Below are 19,697 nucleotides of genomic sequence, written 5' to 3' on the forward strand. Positions count from 1 at the left end.
GTATGAAGGAAGGAAAATGGATCTCGAACTGAGGGGTGTACAAAAATCCTGGACGATTTGAGTCTTATCTAGAGGCTGTTTTCACATACTTTGTTGCTATTTACCAGGTAGTGAGTTGTGGTTGATTTCCCCTCCAGATGCTCGCTTTCCGCGGGGCGGGCGGTGAGCCTCTTCGGCGTAAACGCCTGTGGGGTCTCACCTGTCCCGCTGCTCCCGCAGGAGTCTCGCACTTCCGCTCCAATCAACCTTAAATAGTTTCGTTTAAAAACAACAATCTTTACGAAAAGAGCCTATCTAAAAAACCCTTAGACTTAAATCATTCTAAGGGTTTCTACATTTAATTTATCAGTTTCAATAAGTTACAGTTGATAGTCATTTGTCAGCAAGTTCATTTATTTTTTTCGTAAGCTCATTAAACTTTTGGTCGAGTTCTGTGTACGCTTTATCGTTTGGAGTCATAAAGCTAAGCTTTCCTAAAACTTCTTGTCTTTCTGTTTCAAGCGTTAATCGCAGTTCTTCCAGATCATCTCTTTTTAAGGGTGATTCATACAATTGCTTTTGTATCCGATTATTTGAAATGACGAGTTTGCTGCTTGTCGTTTTTTCGAGAAAATATCGATCATGCGAAACGACGAGTAGCGTTCCGGTGTACTGTGCTAAGGTATCCTCAAGTTGTTCCCGTGAAGCTAAGTCCAGGTGATTTGTCGGTTCATCCAAAATGAGCACATCTTTTTCCTCTAATATATATTCCATTAACTTACATTTTACTCGCTCACCCATACTCATATTCTTAATGGGTTCTGTCCAATGAGATACCGTGAAGCCTAAATGCTTCATTAAAGTTTGAACGTGCCCTCTAGACTCGAAAGTTTCTTTATGAAATAGCTGGGCGGGTGTTAGTTCAAGTGGTAAATCAAACACTTCCTGCGTCAAATAGCCTGTTTTTGCAGATGGTGAAATCCATACATCGCCCGCATAAGTTTCATGTCCAAGGATTATTTTTAATAATGTCGTCTTTCCGCTGCCATTGGGACCTATTATGGAAACCTTCTCACCATGTTGAATCGTGAAATTGACGTTTTTAAATAGTGTTCGACCGTTAAAAGACTTAGTTAAATTCTTAACTTCCAAAAAACGTTTTCCCATCTTGTTTTTTGCATTAATTGAAAAGCGTACTGTGTATTCTGGTTCAACAGGTTCAGTTTTTGCTTTTTCAAGCTCTTTTTCAAGACGCTTTTGTTTAGACTTTACCTGTGCATCCATGCGCTTTGCTTTTACGCGATAGTATTCCTTAATTCCTTCCTTTTTGGTCGATTGGGAATGGGCTTTTTTTGACCAAGAAGTGATTTCTTTCATTTGTCCCTCAATCCGTTCAACCATTTTTTGCTGTTTTTCATATTCACGTTGTTGTGTAAGTCTTTTCTGTTTGCGAACCTCCATATAACTGGAATAATTCCCTCTGTGCTCAATTAGCTTTTTATCTTCAATCGACCAAATTTTCGTTGCTACAGCATCCAAAAAATAACGATCGTGCGAAACAAAAATAATGGTACCTCCATAATTTTTAATTTGTCCTTTGAGGAATTCTAAACTTTCCTCATCAAGGTGGTTCGTCGGTTCATCTAATAGTAAAAGGTCAGCATCTTTAGAAAGTCCTTTTGCTAACCGGGCTTTCAGTTTTTCTCCCCCGCTTAATTGTGGGAAGTCATGCCTTGGTACATGCATTTTATCAAGTAATTTAACTTCTGAAGGCGTCTTATCTTCTGAAGAATGGGACTCGACTTCTTGTTCAACCATAATAACTTTCACGTCTTGCTGCAGCCATTGGATTTGTCCATGTGCAGGCTCTAAATCATTATTGATTAATTGCAACAACGTAGATTTTCCGGCACCATTTTTACCAATGATACCGATGATCTCGCCTTGTTGAACTGTAGCATTAACTTTTTCAAAAATGTTCTGGTCCAATACTTCATAACTAATATTGGTTAATTTTAAAAGTTCTTTCATATAAACCATCCCTCTCTTTAAGGGAGAATAAAAAAAATCCTCCCAGTTCATTTGGAAGGATTAGTCGTACCTGTGCATTATCAAATAAGAGCTATTTTCACGATAGCTCTAAAATTTATAGAAAATGGGCAGACTAATCCTATTTTGTATGATTTGAAATATGCGATTTCAAATTTTAAAAATAAGATTAGTTAATCATCGGCCACCCATCATCCCTTCTGATATTAATAAAATTAGTATAGCATAAAATAATCTTTGAAAACAAAAGGAAACAGCATATTACTTTGCCTTCAATCTGAATTTAAGGCTGTTTTAACATACTTTGTTGCTATTTACCAAGTAGTGAGGTGTGGTTGATTTCCCCTCCAGGTGCTCGCCTTCCGCGGGGCGGGCGGTGAGCCTCCTCGGCGTAAACGCCTGTGGGGTCTCACCTGTCCCGCTGCTCCCGCAGGAGTCTCGTACTTCCGCTCCAATCAACCTTAAATAGTTTCGTTTTAAAAACAACAATCTTTACGAAAAGAGCCAAATTTAAAGATTTAAAATTGTTTTAACTCAATCAAATATCTTATTATAAGGTGGGCAGTGGGCAACAGGACTGCAGTTTTCACTATATGATGTTTTTTTAAGGGATATGTTAAAATCATAAAACATTTACCCCCATAGGGTTATTTCCTTAAGGAGGACTTTAATATGGAATATATCAAGGGAATCGATGTTTCACATTGGCAAGGTGCTATAAATTGGGGGGAAGTTGCAAAGGCAGGCGTGAAGTTCGTTTTCATTAAAGCAACAGAGGGAACGAGTTATTCTAAGCTATCTTATTTCAAAGAAAATGCACCACTAGCATTGGCAGCGGGATTGAAAGTCGGGGCCTATCATTATGCAAAGTTTGCAACTGTTGCAGAAGCAAAGGCTGAGGCTGCTTATTTTTTAGATTCAATCAGCTCTTTTGCTTTAAATTACCCTGTTGTTCTTGATCTTGAGGAAAATAAAAAAAAGGCAAATAAAAAAACGCTGACCGATGCCGCAATCGCTTTTTTAGCAGCCATTGAAAACGCTGGATACACGGCTATGCTGTATACTGGTAAATACTTTCTCGAAAATGATTTAGATGAATCAAGGTTGAAGAATTACGCTTTTTGGATTGCCAGATACAACAGGACGTTGGGACGCAGCACGGACATTTGGCAGCATTCTGATTCAGGTAAGGTAAGTGGGATTAGCACAAAGGTGGATTTGAATATAGCCTATAGGGATTTTACAAATACCATGAATACTTTTAGGACTGACGAACCCCGTGCATTGAAAACTGAAACAACCACAACTTATACTGTAACAAAAGGCGACACACTTAGCTTCATTGCAAAAAAACATAAAACAACCGTAAAATCGCTTGTCAGTCTAAACGGAATTAAAGACCCAGACAAAATTTATATCGGTCAAAAATTAAGGTTGAAATGAGTAAAGGAACTTTTTAATACGAGGGGTATGGGTTCTTTCAAAAGGTCAAAACAAGTAGGGGGAGCGGGTGTGCGAGACTCCTGCGGGAAAAGCGAGTTCAGGGGAGGCCCCACAGGCGCAAAGGCGCCGAGGAGGCTTCCCGGAACGCCCGCGGAAAGCGAATGCCTGGAGAGTGGATCAACGTACATTTGTACAAATCCTTAATTTACCGTAGACAAACTGGCTCTTCTTATTAAAGAGGAGCTTATTTTAATGGATATTATATTTCTTTAAGTTCGTCTATTGCTACGTCTGATCTTTCCTCTAATGGGCCTCTTAGATGTACTGTAGCTGTTCTTCCATCTTCATTTAAATTATCAATCCAAACTGAAGTGCCATTATATCTAACCTCTATGTCAGATGAAGACGAAAGAATCTGCTTTACACGCTTAGCATCCATATAAATCCCTCCCTGTTAATTAGTCTTCCTATTATTTAGGTAAATCCATGATTTTATTCATTTGATTAATGTTGCAACTAAATCATATAAGGAAAAATGATGTTTACCTTTCCATGTTATCCGCCGCAGCTTTCTTTTAATTAAGCTTGTATGTAGAGATGGGGATTATTAACATTTAAAATATTGAGTCAAATGAAAGTGACTATGTTTTTGTTACGAATACTCCGTACAATTACAGACGCAGGAACAACATAAAAACATTTTACAGAAATATCATTTAATGGCAGAATAGGAATTAAGTTGGAGTTTTTCGGAGTGCGAAGATGTAAATCATGAAGTCTAAGCATTAAAGAATATTATAGAGCTGACGGATGCTTTACTTTAAATAGGGAGTGGCTTCGGTACCTTATTTTAATGAAGCTAATTGGACGGAAGGATTGAATAAGGAAGAAGAGAAGATGGGACAATATTGGAGGAGAAAGTGTTGTTGGGTTTTAAGTCATATACGCATTCTTTTACATGCTTTTAGGGGGGTATCATGGAACTATCGTTATTATTGGAATATGGCTGGGTGTTAATTATTCTAATTTTTTTAGAAGGTTTATTATCTGCTGATAATGCATTGGTTTTAGCCATAATGTCAAAGCATTTACCAAAAGAACAGCAAAAAAAAGCGATTAATATTGGGTTGCTTTTGGCTTTTATATTTAGGATTGGTGCAATCTTCATCATTTCGTACCTTTTCCATGTTTGGCAAGTTCAAGCCATTGGGGCTGCATATCTGATTTTCATCTCATTAAAGCATTTATTAAAAAGGGATCACGGAGAAAAAGAAAAAAAAGGGAAAAGCTACCGGATGACCGTTGCGCAAATTGCATTGGCTGATATTGCTTTTGCTATTGATTCCATTTTAGCTGCAGTCGCTCTAGTCATTGCCTTGCCAGATACGCCAATGGGGGATATAGGAGGAATGGATGGGGCAAAATTCATTGTTATTTTATTAGGGGCCATTGCAGGTTTAATCGTCATCCGGTTTGCGGCAGGATACTTCGTTAAGGTACTGACGGAGCGGCCTAGCCTCGAAACGGCAGCCATGTTAATCGTTGGTTGGGTAGGGGTTAAGTTATTAATGCATACCCTTGCACATCCAGCCGTGCACATTATCTCTCACGATTTTGTTGAAGGACCGGTTTGGAATATAATCTTTTGGTCAGTCATGCTTCTTATCGCTATAGGCGGATGGTTTTTATCTGGAAAAACAGTGAAAAACGATAATCAAAATCACTAATGTTATAAAGAGTTGAAATAAGTCATTAAATTCCCTAAATGAGCTCCTTAGGCTTATTTTTTTGTTAACGTTATGTTTGCCAAATTAGAACTTTAGACAGACTTCAAATTTGAACTGCACCTCCAATTGTTAGACATCATTCTAACAATTGGAGGTGCTTTTTTGCCATTGCTGCCATTTACCAAAGCCTTTCCGGCTGCAGTATTGCCTTGTTTTCCATAACATTATCACCCTTATTTTTCCACGAGTGCCCAATGTTCCAAGCGACGTTCAAGGTTTTATAAAATTGAGACAAACTTGTTCTTCAGCGAGTTCGTGTTCTTTCTTACTATGGAACTGAGCTTTTTAAATTTCGCGTCATATCATTTTTATTGTTGATCCTATAATTAGCTAAATAGCGTATTTCGTAAAAGACACTTTTACGAAGGGGCATTTTTTTACAAAATGGCCTTATATTATATCGCAAAAGTATAAACAAAAGAGAAGGTTAGTTCAATGATGAAAGTGGAAGTGAATCCAATTAATAGTATTTTTATGTTAAAGTTATACAGTTGATATTTTATTACATAATTTCAATAGGAAGGAACAAAATCTGTATGATAAAGGAAGGGTCAAATGGCGAAAAGAATATTAGGTAGTATGTTGTTTTTATTACTAGGCATGGTTAGTTTTACTTTTTTATCTGGCTTAAAAGTTGAAGCAGCAGATCCAGTGCATACTGTATCCTCTCAAGAAACGGTAGAATCGATTGCAGCGATCTATGATATATCGACAGAGCAATTAATGGATATGAATGGTTTACCGGATGGTAAGTTATATATTGGCCAGAAGTTAACCATTCAGACTGCTTATACTCCTTCGAACTATCAGTGGTCAGAGAGAGGGAAACAAATTGGGAATTATGCGAAATCTTTTACAGGATTTAAAAAAACGGCTGGAGAAGAGACACCTATCAAAGGGTTTGATTCTAGCGGATTGATTCATTGGGTACTCTCCCGACAAAAGGTGCCTATCGACCGTTTGTCAGTTGAAGGCTATTATAAGCAAGGAATGGATACAAATACTCCTAAGGCTGGAGATATTATATTTTTTCTGGAAAAGGGGAGTTCAAAAGTCGTGACCGCAGGGATCTATCTGGGGGGAAATCAGTTCGTTAATTCTGGATACGGAGCAGAGACAGTTCAGGTGAGATCTACCATAGAAAAATATTTTGCACAATACCAAGCCGAGTATAAAACGTATACACCAAAAGGAGAGCATGTCGTTCAAAATAATGAAACACTTAAAAGTATCTCGGATAATTACGGTGTATCGGTGGATACAATCAAAAAGCGTAACGCGTTACCAACTGATAGCTTGATGCAGGGACAGTATCTTCAAATATACAGCAGTCCCTTGTATCCATTTTATGCAAATCAAGAGGCTTCCTATGATAAAGCTTATGATGTCATAAAGTATGCTTATACTCTACGTGGATTTACCTATGTTTTTGGAGAATATGATCCGATGATTGGAATGGATTGCAGCGGTTTTATCTATTGGGCCATGAAGGAGCAGGGCATTTCCCTTAAACGGGGTTCGGCAGCGGACTACTATTCCTTGCTGCCGAAACTCAGAGATCCAAAGGCAGGCGACTTAGTATTTTTTAGAGATACAGACTTAAGTCAAGAGATAACCCACGTCGGTATTTATCTAGGGGATGGTCGTTTTATTCATACAACAAGGAATACTGGTGTTCATATATCTGACCTTACTTCAAGTGATTTTAATAAGAAGTTCGAAAGTTTTGGGCAAGTTCAAATCAATATGGACTAATATAGACACGAGAGAGTTAGAATACTTGGATTTTCTAGTCATATTATCCCCTTAAGGTAGGCAGTGTAACAAGATCAGAACAAACGATGTTACAACTACTATCTTGAGGGTTTTTTAATGGCTTAAAAAGGGCAAAAGTTTTGAGGAATATACAATGAAAAGAAAATGAAAGTTGTTAAGTTTTATCGGTTATTAATAGATGGTTTAACTGCGATAAGAATCGAAATTGTGTTAGAAAAAAGTTGTACTGTTTATAAAAAGGAAAAACCGAAATGACCTGATTTCAACTTAATGGGCAGTTAGTTGAAGAAAACTTTATTTAAATGATTGTAGTAAAAATTTCAGGTTAATTTTAAGAAAATGCTATTTTGGAATAAACTGACAGTGATGTTGGAAACGAATATTTAAAGATTAATCGAAAGTTTTAAAAGTGTAAAAAGCCTTGGAGATAAAGGGGTAAATCAATTATCCGAAAGGAAAATACATGGGACTCATAATATCGAGTCTGTTGCGGTAATAGTAAAGCATTTGAGTGGAAATATGATTTCACAAGGTGAAATGACTTTTTAACTTTAGACGGAGAAAAGGGATATAGAAATCGTGATGAAGAATTTATAGAAGATATATCTTCAAAATCCAAGCTAACTATTGTTTGGGAAAAGGATGGAAAATCCTAATTGATATATGCTTCAGAAAAAAACTGTTTTCTTAACGGGTGCCAGAGAATTTTATCTTGGTATAATCCATATGGATATTTTTATTTACTTTCATAATTTCTTACCACCAGCTTTTCTTGGTGAGATGATCATAGATCCTTTTACTATATTCATCGATTTCGGTTAACATAGCAGCTGTTTTTCTTACTCTTCGAGTTGTTGAGCCTAATACTTCCCGCAAGCGAATGGCTTTGATCCTCTTCCTATATCCTTAAACAATGCTTGTCTCGTTCTTTCCCTTACGTTATGAATGCGTATACTTCCAATTTTTGTGAGATTGATTGAATATTTAAAAAACATTTGTTAGTTTCTGTAGTTTTATATTAGATTCTGTGGTTCCTGTGATAAATTAAAGGTGTTTTTTTGTAAGAGAAAATACGAAAAAAACAATATATGTGTTTTGGGGTTTTATGGTATGCAAACTTTAAAGAAATGGTAGAAAGAAACTTTATAATTCTTGCAAATGGAAACAAAATTAAGAGGAGAAACCAATATGAATCATCTACAAAAGCAAATACTTTCTTTCCTTGAGGAATGCAATAGAGAAAGATGTGTAAGTAAAATTGCTGAAAAGTACGATAAAAATCTTGAAGTGGTAAGGGCTGAGTTAGTGATACTTGCGAACAAGAAGCTCATAGCTATCAAAAAGAGTACAACTGGGAAGATAAGCAGAGCAACGATTAGTCCAAAAGGTAAACAGTGCTTCAGGGAAGCTACTGCAATTAAGGGTTCAGTCCAAGAGCAAATCAATGAGTTGAAACAAAAGTTGTCAGCTCTGGAAGCCTCCTTCATACGTGCAAAAGAGAATCCAACTGGGGAGAACAAACAGTCACTATTGGATAATGCGAATACGGTTCAATCAGTGGCTTATGGATTAAACTCATTCTTTAAAGTTGGATTGGATACCTTAAAGTAAACAATAACCTCAGAGGATAATCTGGGAACTCTTGTACATCTACATCATCATGGTCAAAACAGGCTAGCTCATGGGTTTATTGTCTAGGTGAGCTAGTTAATGAGATTCACCAAAAAAGGTCCGAGCTTGGTTGTATTGTTATCATCCATTATTTATTGTCAACTCCTTAAGGGAGCGACAGTCTGTGATGCACCGAGGCCGTTGGGGTCAGACTAACGAATGGGCTCTATTGGTACCATCGTTCATCGCCTTACTCACCCAGCCATAGAATGAGTATGGACGATTTTCCACGATTTTCATTCTCTGTGGTGGAGCGCTGATTTTTGCGCTTAATGGATGGCTGACAGGTGCTTTACTTCATTATCAGGAGCTGATCGGCATCTCCTTTTTAGTGAAAGGAAATGAAGGACTTAAGTCGAAAAAATTAAAGGAAAATGCACTTTATTAAAGACGGTCATCTTTCCATGCCCCATCATAATCTCATATATTGTGTTTTTCTATTGGAGTTTCTTCTTGTTGATCTGCTTTCTTCATTTGTTGTTGAGCTTGAGAACTATATGAAACTATCTGTTTTTTTAATGAGTTTGAAGCTAGATTTGCTGGGCAATGAAATGGAGATACGAATTAAATACTTCTTGAGGAATATTTGCAGGCTCTTGTCCTAATTCAGTACCAGTAAAGGTTGCTACAGATAGTTGAGTGTCCATTTTTTTTGCTGTTGTTTGTTTTTTGACATAATAGAAAAACTTATTTAGATAAATTATGGCTAAGGGGCAGAATAGCTTAATAAAAATAGGTAGACTAAGTGTGTTCAAGAAAGAATAGTTTGTGGAGCAATGAAAATAGAGAGTGTTATGTAGACTAATGATGTATAAAATATAACAAACAAAAGAAAAAACCAGTTTTATTAGACTGGCTTTTTCATCTTAATATAACACTTTGTTAAATTCAGTTTTTGAGACTTACATGCTCAATCATCCGCTTCATTGCCTGAATTTGCCCCATATGAGTCGCTTCATGCATTAATGTTAAACCTGCAAGTTCTCCAACAGTCTTACATCCTAGGAATGGTGTATCCAAATCTTGATCTAGCTGTTCAGGAGGAATTTGCTTTAAACGAGTTAATTGATCTTTCAACTGTACAACCAGCTGATCCATAGCAGGTATATTCCCTGTCCAATCGGCTGGTTTTGTGCCATTCCCAAACAACTTTATATAATTCGTGGGAAGATGGGTTGTTACATTCGGGAAACCAAACATAGTTTGTTCTGTAATTGTCAAAACGTGACCAGTATGCCAATGAATTGTGTTATTAAAGCCATCTGGCTGCACATCGTTTAGTTCCTTAGAAATGGACTCTACATTCTTGATGAAGTATTCTCTCGTCATCTCAAATTGCTTAAATACAAGTTGATTCATGTTTTCTCCCCTCTCACTAACAAAATCATCCATATTATACCAGTAAAAACCGAAAAAGAATATGGTTTGAATTTCCTGAAATTAGCTTTATTTCAACCGGTTCTTGTTCCGCAATAGGGAGCAATCTTTTATAAAGAATCGCTTTACTTATAGAACTATATTATTAGCATTCTTACAAAAATAAAAAGTCCCATCAGGTTTTTTGGGCTCAACTGAAAATTCGATAAATGCAAGTTAAATGCTAAACGATAATTGTTATACAATTGTAAAATTATACAGTTTCATTTGCGGTATAATGGAAATTATTAGAAATGTATTCTGGTGTATGAATATTTACATATGGAGAGCTATTCATTCTTCAAATTCTAGAATTAAAAAGGATCCAAACAATTTGAATAAAGTTTGATTTTAGACGGACTTCTACGTTCAAGAACTTGCCATCTTCCCATCATTTATGGCTTCTATATCACTTACAATACGATGCTGGATGTAAGTAATTATTTATCATATATATCTTGATATTGTGCTCTGAAAATTAGTGATAATGGAGGTAGGAAAAATGAAGAGAAACACACCATGGTTATCCGTGACCTTGACCCTGACGTTGATTTTCAATTTTTTAGTCACTTCAAAGTCGATTGAGGCTAAACAAAATCAGGAGTCAGATGTCAAGGAAGCAGGTGAAATGGAGTCGTCCAAAGGCAAACCACAGATGTACCTTATCCCGACGAATGATCCTGAAAAAGCTGATGAGGCAATTAAACAGCTTCAACAAGGTAAATCGCCAAAAGAACTTGGTCTAATCTCTGATCAACAGTATGCACCGAGAAAACAAACCTTGGAACAGATGGCATCGGAAGCTGCAAAGAGTAAAAAAACTTATCCTGTGAAAATGGACTTGGTTAAAACTGCTGATCAAGGGGACGATTGGACACCGCCACCCTTCGAGTATGATGACATTCAATTTGATGCCTGTGTAGAGAACGAGAACGCATCAAAAGGGTGGATCAAAAATCACTATTCTTACTGTTGGTCCAATTATATCGTGTACTCGGATCCGGCGGGATGCGGTCCCAGCTCATTCCCATTCTTTTGTGATTGGGTTTCCTTTCGACTGACAGTGATCGGAAATAGTTACAATGGCCAGCGAACTGTCTCCTACAACTATAAAGTAGACGATATTCAAACGGACTTGGACAGTAGAGGTTGGATTGGTTCCAAAGTATCCGTCAGTATCAAGTGTGATGGTATCTCTGAGAGCAGGGATTGTATAGGGGATGATTCTCCGACCACGCGGACGTTGGCTCAATGGCGATCGAATGATGATGGATCGACCATTTTTGATTCAGATCCGCCACCAATTACTGCAGGCAATAAGGATCAAGTCAGCTTTATGGATCTATGGCCGAGGGTGACTATCGACCCGCCTGGTAATAAATTCCCGCCACTTACCGAAGACGGTCCTAAAGAGAAGATCCGTATGGACTCTGCCGACTACTTGTTTGTGTTCAACCCTCATTTCTTTCCTAAAGAAGGGGCCATTTTTGCTAACGTACACCCGGTTTTCTACTATGACATGAACAACTCTTACTTCAACGTCATGACGGAAGCTTTCCAACATCATAAGGACGCTCTAATGTCCCCAGGAAGTTTGATTCCTGGAATAGAAGGGAGGCCTCCCCTTACCCGAATGTATTCTAAATATGATTCGGTGCAGTATAACGCCAATAGAAAGGCGAAAGATGCAGCGTGTTCCAAACTAAGTAAGCCTGAAGGATATGAATGTGACGAATTTCCGTTTGCCAGTACTTATGAAGGGGCTGGGATTGGAGATGGAAGATTCTCGGTTCGATACATTCCAAGAGCAGCGAATAATACACATGGACGCTGGCTCGCTGCGTGGTATGCATATGATCGAATTTTGCATAAAGATCAATTCTATATTGGATTTAATGAGTAACTGTCGATGTGTCGGACGGATGAGACTTAAGGGTTCGTACCGAACCAAGTATTTCCCTTTTTCTATTGAATATGCAGCCAGTGAGGGGTTTTTCACGCTTCACTATAGGGTGAAAATCCCGAATGCGCCCGCCGTATAGTCTTAGTAAAAATCAATGGTACTTCCTACTGAAAAGAATGCACGATATAAGTACATCCATTGAACTCCTTCAGACTTATCAAGCCTCGCGTTAAAGATTGAAAACTCCATAACTATGGTGAAGTATTCATGCTTTTTGGCTTAACCACCATACAAGGCTATTAAATCTTTAGCTTGGTACTTGTTCGTCCTTTGAACAAAACCTACTTTTTTGGGCTAGTTCTGGAGAGATTGTGGAGACAAAGAGCGTTGTCACAACCTGAACTACCCAATAAATATATGTAGTTATGATACACTCAAAAGAATTGACTATTAAAGTAATGTTTGAGGGTAAAGTGATTAAAAGAGAGGGGAATTGTTTTTGACTATAATAGATATTGACCAATTGCTTTTTGCTACTGAAGAACTTGCCGAAGAGTCAATTCCATTTCGTCTCGATGCATTTGATATTGATCAATTATTAGATAAAACGGATAACTGGTAAAGAAAAGCATACGTGAAGTGAACTGCACCCCAATGGAGGTTGCAGTGGGGGTGGTCAATTTAGAGATCAATTGGCTGGCTCCATCGCTCCTTTAACGATTGGTTTTGTCATAGACGCTTTCGATGGATCGTTTAAGGGAGCTGTTTGGTTATTGGTTTCATTCGGAGTCGTTTGTTTTATCGCTTTTATGACCTTGAAATCGGGTAAGGGAAATTTCATGACTGAACATCCACAAACAATTCCTGCTGTAAAATAGTTTGAAATCAATGCAGGAAAAAGTGGGTATTAGAATTTACAAAAGTTTGTTCGAAATGGTATATAGATAGTGCAAAAACACAACCGGTTAGATCTTGAAAGCCTGATGTTACTGAATTTCAGCTAACAGGGCTTTTTATTTTTTTATACGCCATTAGCAATAATATTAATCAAAAAGTATGGCCTTGGCATTTTCCATGATGAATATATAACTTTTCTAATGTCTGCAATTAATCTAAATGGTGGACCTGTGAAAGGGAAATGAATATACCATATCGTGCAGTAGAGTCCGAGGGAAGCATATGTATAACTTTGGTAAAATCGGATGAAAATAACCAATGTTTTAAAGGAGGAAGCAAATGAAGGTAAATAAAATACATCATGTTGCAATAATTTGTTCCGATTATGAAAAGTCAAAGAACTTCTATATAAATATTTTAGGGTGTGATATCGAGAAGGAAACATATCGGTCAGAAAGGAAATCGTATAAATTGGACTTAATCGTCGGAGGGGAATATCAGCTGGAATTGTTCTCATTTCCTGATCCCCCGCATCGTCCTAGTTATCCTGAAGCTAGGGGGCTTAGACATCTTGCTTTTGAAGTGGAAGATATTAATCAAGCGATTGAAGATTTAGAAAAAGAAAACATTCCAGTCGAACCAATCCGTGTTGATGAGTTAACAGGAAAAAGGTTCACTTTTTTTAGTGATCCGGATGATTTGCCTCTTGAAATATATGAAAAATAGGATGAGGTTACCTCTATTTCTTAAGTTGATTTCAAAGATGAATACGATCATTTAAAGAGGTTCCTTATATCAATTAAACTATGAAGATTCCCTATGATATGTCGATACCATTAAGTTTGATCCACCTGTATTCCATATTTCGATGAGAGCTGAAATAATCACCGGCTATACTAACTGTAGATTGGTCATTTAAATATGTCAGGAGATAAAAAAATGAATGTTTACAAATTTACAGTGTTGATACTTTTAACGACATTTTTGATGGGTTCTTCTTTTGCAGTAGTTAAAATTGGTCTACCTTATTCATCCCCATTATTATTAGCCGCATTACGCTTCACACTTGCCGGACTCATAATGGCGATAATCGTAATCTTTTTAAAAAGACCGCACCCAAACTCTAAAGGGGATTGGATAAAAATGCTCATTATCGGCACTTTTCAAACAGCCGGAGTAATGGGGTGCATTTTCCTGAGTTTACGCACGATTACCGCAAGTGAATCCTCCATTCTTACATTCACGAACCCGTTGCTTGTTGTTGTTTTCGGTACGATCTTTTCACAAACACGCTATAAACTATATCAATGGATTGGTGTTTTATTAGGATTAGTCGGAGTAATTATAACGATGGGAGCGCAACTTGAATTTAAGGTTGGTATTCTTTTCGGCATTCTTTCTTCTGTTTTCTGGGCGATTTCCACTTTATTGGCGAAAAAATGGGGGGCGATTTCCGATACATGGGTATTATCTGCCTATCAGATGCTTTTTGGCGGTTTACTGCTTTTACTTGGCAGCTTTATTCTTGAAAAACCATTTTTCATACTGAATGGTAATTCGTTGTTCATTTTATTATGGTTAAGTATCATGTCATCGATCGTGCAATTTGCTGTTTGGTATTACCTTTTACAAAAGAGTGATCCCGGAAAAACAAGTGCCTTTTTATTTTTGGCACCTTTCTTCGGTGTATTATCAGGGTGGGCACTATTAGCTGAACAGATATACACTTCACTCTTAATTGGCGGACTGTTTATCATCATTGGCATCTATCTTGTAAATAGCAATTTCCAAAAGGAAAATAAATTAGTTAAAAGAGCTTTATAGTAGTCGCATGGATTTAAGCCGCTAAAGACAGAAAGTCCCTCATGGTGAAAAAGAACCTTTCTTTTTCATCATGAGGGATTATTAAATTATACCTCTATGCAAAAAACTTCTTTAAATCCTTCCTTCCCTTTAGGTGTGACCTTTACTGCGCGAATAGATGGAACACGGACTATCCAGCCTAAATCAAAAAAATGGGTAAGGATCGCATTCCCTAAAGCTCCGCCAAGATGATGGTGACGTTCACTCCAGTCTAAACATGAGTGGGAAAATGAACGGCGTTTTCTTCTTAAATCAAGTAAATCGATGCCGAATTCTGAAAAAAAATGATCTCCTTTGGGTGTAACTGTAAACTCTCTCTCTTCTTTTTTCAAATATCCGGCTTTCAACAATGATTCAGTTAATTGGACGCCTAGTTTTCCTGCCAAATGATCATAGCAAGTTCTGGCTTCCTGAAGCATTTTGACCTGACTTGATTGTTTTAACGACCGAACTTCAGGAGGTGGGGAAATGGCAAGAAACGATTCCAAAATGTGCGCAATTTCTCCATTTGCTAGCTGATAATAGCGATGTCGTCCGTGTTTTTCAACTATAACAAGGTTTCCTTCCACTAACTTAGAAAGGTGAAAGCTGGCAGTTTGAGGGGGTTATTGCAGCCATCAACGCTAATTCACCTGCCGTATGAAAACGCCCATCCAGCAGACTTGCAAGTATTGTTGCACGTGACGTTTCCCCAAGGAGGGAGGCTATCTCCACCATATTTGGATTTATACTCAAAATAGTTACCAACCTTTCTGCCGATAGATTAGTTAATAAGCTGAACGCCAATTAATCAGCATTAAAAATAAGTAAACTTATACTTCCATTATACAGTACCGCTGCCCTAGGATATTCGGTATATTCACGATTTCTGCTTTAATTAAATTTGAAAAAGAACCCTACAATAAAAGTGGATAGTGTTTATTTCGTATTTTTTCGGAGCATATATGCAGAAATGATAACTTGGCATTAAAGCAATGCATATGAAACAAGGAGACTGCCCAAAATCAAAAAATTTATCTATAAATTATTTAGATGCTAGTTAATCCTCACTCGAAGGAAATTAATGGTCTTTGCTTTTAGTGAACGTTTTTTAACATAACTTTTTTAAACGGTTAACTGTGGTTTTAATTTGGAAGCAGGAGAACTGTTTTTAGGCTAACTAGAAATAAGAATGAAATGGGAAAGGGTAAACACCAGGTGTCAAGCACATTACATCTTGAGTCGTTTCTACAAGGATTTTATTGATGAAATGAACGAGTTAAATTGGGGGCATCCGTTAAATTGGGTGCTTTTTTTATTAGGGAGAGATTATGAAATCAGGAGAGGCTAAAGAGAAGACTGTAAAGAAGAAAGACTGTCTATCCTTTGGATAAGCGGTTTTTAATGAAGTATATTCTTTGTAAACTAGGCATACATTGGTACATGTTCACTAACAGTAAACGTTCCTTAATAGTCTTAAAATAAATACCGGTGAATAGTCCCTTTTGTCGAATTTAGTAGTCAAATAGGAGGGAATGAAGCGTATGAAAATATCAGACGTTGGATTTAAAGATCAAGTTTTTGGATTTATAAAGTTCACACCTTTTGTGGAAAGTTTTTTGTCTGGAGATTTATATATGAATAATTTCAAAAAGTATATTGATATAGAAAGTGCTTCAGGAGAAAAAGGTGTAGGAGACAAATTTGAAGCAGCTCATGTTTTTACGGAATTAACCATGAATTTTTTTACTCAAGATACCAATGAACTAATAATGTCGGGGCGAACTAAAAAAATGAATTTCAGAAAAAATATAAATGAAAAAAGACCATTATATTGTATGTTTGCAATTGTTGGCGATATGTTAAAAGTGGTTAACGAGGATGAAAAATATTACTATACCAAATTTGATTTACCTAATGAACAAATCGATAAAATGATCAGGGAGTTCGGAGTTAGCTTAATTTTTGTTACTCCATCGCAATTTATTGACAGAATTACTAGAACACTCAATGAAAAAGGCTATGCTTACAGAGGGGGCTTGGTAAAATATGATGATTATAACATCAATTCCTCAGCTAGGATGAGCTCTTATAAAAATCAAGGGACAGATATTTATTTTTGGAAAGATAAATACTTTGAAAATCAATATGAATATCGCATAGTTCTCACAGATCAAGAAGTTGATGAACCCTTAATTGTGAACATAGGTGATATTTCAGACATTAGTACTATTTTTAATGCAAATGAGTTTTTCAGTGATAAATTTGAAATAAGATTACGAAAGAAAGGAAATCTAAGCATCCATTAAATTGGATGCTTTTTATATTTGCAGGATTAGGTGTGGGGATATCTGTAAATTTGGACTACTTTTCATATCTTTAATTTTTAAACCATTTATGTTTTAAGTGACCGCCATTCAATAGAATCCAAAATACAGCAAAACTACCCTGAAAATGACGACTTTCTTCTATAATTATTTATAAAAAACAAAAAAGTATCATTCGCTTTTAGATCATAGGGACCACGGTATCAAAACGTGGAAATATACTAAGCAAATATCGGCAACTTAATTACAATGGTGATTATTTGTTATAGCCAGTTAAGAGAGCTTTTTATGCAATAAAGAAGAATGTTTTGATGTCTGCTGCAGCTATTTGATCCGCTCTTATAGGGGAGTGACTTTTGAAGGTACTTCCTTTCGTGTTTGGCTCAACAGCTACCCTTTGACTAGGCTAGTACGCATCAATCGCAACCTGTTCTTCAAACGAAATCCCCTTTTAGTTGTAGGGGAAGTAATGATTTAATGCCGACTTTATTGCTTTTATTTTTAACAGCAAATTACTGGAAATTTGATGTAAATTCGTGTAATCTACAAAAGTATGTTTTTTTCCAAATCGTAAAGGGGGACCATAATTGAGTTCAACAAATCGTAAACAGACAACAATTGTTGCTCTTTTGCTTGCGGGTACATTTATTGCGATCTTGAATCAAACATTAATGATTACCGCCATTCCTCCTGTAATGGAGGAAATGAATGTTACGGCAAATAGTGCACAGTGGCTAACAACCGTTTTTATGCTGGTTAATGGAATCATGATCCCTGTTAGCGCGTTTTTACTGGAGCGCTTTACCACCAGACAGCTTTTCCTTTCCGCGATGGGGATATTTGCTATTGGTACATTGGTAGCGGGGCTGGCTCCTAATTTTGGAATGCTGCTGCTAGGGCGGATGATTCAGTCGAGCGGAGCAGGAATCATGCTCCCGTTAATGCAAACAGTCTTCCTAATGATTTTCCCTGTGCATAAACGGGGTGCAGCGATGGGACTGGTCGGGCTGGTCATTTCCTTCGCGCCGGCTATTGGTCCCGCTTTATCTGGCTGGGTTACGGAGACCTACTCATGGAGGGTGTTATTCTTTATCATACTTCCAATTGCTATTATTGATATCATCGTTGCGTTCTTCGCTTTAAAAAATGTAACAGAAGTTACACGGCCAAAAGTGGATGTGCTTTCGATTGTTTTATCTTCCGTAGGTTTCGGTGGATTATTGTATGGTTTTACAGCGGCTGGTAATTATGGCTGGACAGACGAGAGTACCATCATATCCCTAGGCATTGGGACAATATCACTTGTTTGGTTCATCAACAGGCAATTGCGACTGAAACATCCAATGCTGGAGTTCCGTGTGTTCACGTATTCATTATTTCCGATTGCTATCATTATTGGAGCCATTACCTTTATGGGTCTGATCGGCGCAGAAACGCTCATCCCGCTATTTATGCAAAACATGCGAGGATTTACTGCGTTTGAAGCTGGATTAGCCATACTTCCTGGAGCACTTATTACCGGAATAATGTCACCGTTCATTGGACGTATTTTTGACCGGATTGGGGCCAGGTGGCTGGTTATTGGCGGATTACTCCTCATAACCGCTTCATCCTTTACTTTTATCGATGTTGGTCCTTCAACAAGTTTTACATTTATTATGGTCATGTACAGTATTCGGATGTTCGGATTAGCCATGGTTATGATGCCTGTTTCAACGGCCGCCTTAAACCAGCTGCCTAAACGCTTAATCGCCCATGGTGCAGCAATGGATAATACGATGAAAATGATTGCCGCATCAGTAGGCACTGCAATACTTGTTACTGTAATGACATCAGCTACCGAAAATGCTCAGCAGCGTCCCGAGATAGTCCATCCTGATATGTATGGTGCGCAAATCTCATTTATCGTCATCGCTGTACTTTCGTTAATTAGCTTCCTCCTTTCTTTTAAAATAAAGGATCAAAAACCAGCAGGAAAAGAGTTCGGGGAGAAGAATTAAAGGTTTGAATCCGAGTTTTTTAAACTAAATAATTAGAACACCATTTTTTAACTTGTTATGAACATTTTCCAACGCCGCCCCTGGTGGCTTTCCCTCCCAGGTCCTATCATTCCTTCGTGAGCCTACCTAAGGGATTCTAAAAAAGAGGGAAACAAGTCATCCAGATGATTTGTTCTCCCTCTTTTTTCATTTTCATAATTTAACCATTTTAGAAACTGGATCGTTTAAGAGCGCGCCAAAAATCACAAAAACCCCTCTGAATATGAAGATTTTCTTCTATTATATACTACTCCCCAAACCACAAATGAATCGCTTGGCGTTCTTTTTCAAAAACTTTCTCCAAATATATCTCTGAAGTGGAAAGCTGCTCATGGCCCAGACTCTTCATAATCTGATAGACATCCACTCCAATTAAGTGAGAAATGATGGCAAAAGCATCCATAAAGGTATGAGGTCCTAAATAAATCCTATCTTTATTTAGGTTTACGATAATTATTATATTATTAGATTCAAATATTAAATTAATAATGATTATATAAGAGGAATTTAGAATTATACTTATTTAAGTCACTACTATATATTAAAATATATATATGAATAAATAATT

15 protein-coding genes and 2 pseudogenes are annotated in these 19,697 nt (G+C 37.2%); 12 read left to right on the forward strand and 5 right to left on the reverse strand.

The window, feature by feature from the left end:
* Positions 1-372: 372 nt before the first annotated feature.
* Positions 373-2,010: a ribosomal protection-like ABC-F family protein gene (gene abc-f / locus NYE65_RS21545; protein ID WP_340861626.1), complete on the reverse strand. Its 1,638-nt coding sequence runs from the start codon at positions 2,008-2,010 to the stop codon at positions 373-375.
* Between the two features lie 690 nt (positions 2,011-2,700).
* Here abc-f and NYE65_RS21550 point away from each other — a divergent pair.
* A complete protein-coding gene (locus NYE65_RS21550) occupies positions 2,701-3,471 on the forward strand; it encodes a GH25 family lysozyme (protein ID WP_340861627.1) in 771 nt (256 codons plus the stop codon).
* A gap of 259 nt (positions 3,472-3,730) precedes the next feature.
* On the opposite strand, the gene NYE65_RS21555 is transcribed toward NYE65_RS21550, so the two are convergent.
* Positions 3,731-3,910, reverse strand: coding sequence for an H-type small acid-soluble spore protein (locus tag NYE65_RS21555; RefSeq protein ID WP_034313120.1), 180 nt, complete (start codon positions 3,908-3,910; stop codon positions 3,731-3,733).
* 538 nt (positions 3,911-4,448) lie between these two features.
* Between NYE65_RS21555 and NYE65_RS21560 the strand changes: the two genes are divergently transcribed.
* The 5 genes and pseudogenes from NYE65_RS21560 (at position 4,449) to NYE65_RS21580 (ending at position 8,645) form a co-directional block, all read left to right on the forward strand.
* Positions 4,449-5,198 carry a TerC family protein gene (locus NYE65_RS21560; protein ID WP_328110340.1) on the forward strand — a complete coding sequence of 250 codons (750 nt, stop codon included), beginning with the start codon at positions 4,449-4,451 and terminating at the stop codon, positions 5,196-5,198.
* 615 nt (positions 5,199-5,813) lie between these two features.
* The gene (locus tag NYE65_RS21565; RefSeq protein ID WP_340861628.1) at positions 5,814-7,013 is read left to right on the forward strand and encodes a C40 family peptidase; all 1,200 of its coding nucleotides are present in this window, start codon (positions 5,814-5,816) and stop codon (positions 7,011-7,013) included.
* Positions 7,014-7,427: 414 nt separating this feature from the next.
* On the forward strand, positions 7,428-7,583 hold the full coding sequence (locus NYE65_RS21570) for a DUF1572 family protein (RefSeq protein ID WP_328178295.1): 156 nt from the start codon (positions 7,428-7,430) through the stop codon (positions 7,581-7,583).
* Between the two features lie 38 nt (positions 7,584-7,621).
* Positions 7,622-7,690: pseudogene (locus tag NYE65_RS21575) on the forward strand (hypothetical protein); the annotation flags it as partial.
* A 532-nt stretch (positions 7,691-8,222) separates the two neighbouring features.
* Entirely contained in the window at positions 8,223-8,645 is a 423-nt protein-coding gene (locus NYE65_RS21580) for a hypothetical protein (protein ID WP_034313108.1), read from the forward strand.
* Between the two features lie 948 nt (positions 8,646-9,593).
* On the opposite strand, the gene NYE65_RS21585 is transcribed toward NYE65_RS21580, so the two are convergent.
* Positions 9,594-10,064 (reverse strand): DinB family protein, encoded by a 471-nt coding sequence (locus NYE65_RS21585; protein WP_098186990.1) that lies wholly within the window; start codon positions 10,062-10,064, stop codon positions 9,594-9,596.
* Positions 10,065-10,623: 559 nt separating this feature from the next.
* On the opposite strand from NYE65_RS21585, the gene NYE65_RS21590 reads away from it, so the two are divergent.
* Both NYE65_RS21590 and NYE65_RS21595 read left to right on the forward strand, forming a co-directional pair.
* Positions 10,624-12,024, forward strand: coding sequence for a NucA/NucB deoxyribonuclease domain-containing protein (locus NYE65_RS21590; protein WP_328178259.1), 1,401 nt, complete (start codon positions 10,624-10,626; stop codon positions 12,022-12,024).
* A gap of 499 nt (positions 12,025-12,523) precedes the next feature.
* Positions 12,524-12,646, forward strand: coding sequence for a hypothetical protein (locus NYE65_RS21595; protein ID WP_328178260.1), 123 nt, complete (start codon positions 12,524-12,526; stop codon positions 12,644-12,646).
* A gap of 66 nt (positions 12,647-12,712) precedes the next feature.
* Here NYE65_RS21595 and NYE65_RS21600 read toward each other — a convergent pair whose 3' ends face one another.
* Positions 12,713-12,865 carry a hypothetical protein gene (locus NYE65_RS21600; protein WP_328178261.1) on the reverse strand — a complete coding sequence of 51 codons (153 nt, stop codon included), beginning with the start codon at positions 12,863-12,865 and terminating at the stop codon, positions 12,713-12,715.
* Positions 12,866-13,260: 395 nt separating this feature from the next.
* On the opposite strand from NYE65_RS21600, the gene gloA2 reads away from it, so the two are divergent.
* Entirely contained in the window at positions 13,261-13,647 is a 387-nt protein-coding gene (gloA2, locus tag NYE65_RS21605; protein WP_340861629.1) for an SMU1112c/YaeR family gloxylase I-like metalloprotein, read from the forward strand.
* Positions 13,648-13,860: 213 nt separating this feature from the next.
* Entirely contained in the window at positions 13,861-14,745 is an 885-nt protein-coding gene (locus tag NYE65_RS21610; RefSeq protein WP_328178262.1) for a DMT family transporter, read from the forward strand.
* An 86-nt stretch (positions 14,746-14,831) separates the two neighbouring features.
* Here the strand turns inward: NYE65_RS21610 and NYE65_RS21615 are convergent.
* A pseudogene (locus NYE65_RS21615) lies at positions 14,832-15,519 on the reverse strand (ArsR/SmtB family transcription factor).
* Between the two features lie 788 nt (positions 15,520-16,307).
* On the opposite strand from NYE65_RS21615, the gene NYE65_RS21620 reads away from it, so the two are divergent.
* Together NYE65_RS21620 and NYE65_RS21625 are read left to right on the forward strand one after the other, a co-directional pair.
* Positions 16,308-17,072 (forward strand): hypothetical protein, encoded by a 765-nt coding sequence (locus NYE65_RS21620; RefSeq protein WP_340861630.1) that lies wholly within the window; start codon positions 16,308-16,310, stop codon positions 17,070-17,072.
* A gap of 605 nt (positions 17,073-17,677) precedes the next feature.
* Complete coding sequence (locus tag NYE65_RS21625; protein ID WP_340861631.1) at positions 17,678-19,090, forward strand: DHA2 family efflux MFS transporter permease subunit; 1,413 nt, start codon at positions 17,678-17,680, stop codon at positions 19,088-19,090.
* The last annotated feature ends 607 nt before the right edge of the window (positions 19,091-19,697 follow it).

It is taken from the genome of Peribacillus sp. FSL R5-0717 (assembly GCF_038002945.1).
GTDB classification, from domain to species: Bacteria; Bacillota; Bacilli; order Bacillales; family DSM-1321; genus Peribacillus; species Peribacillus frigoritolerans.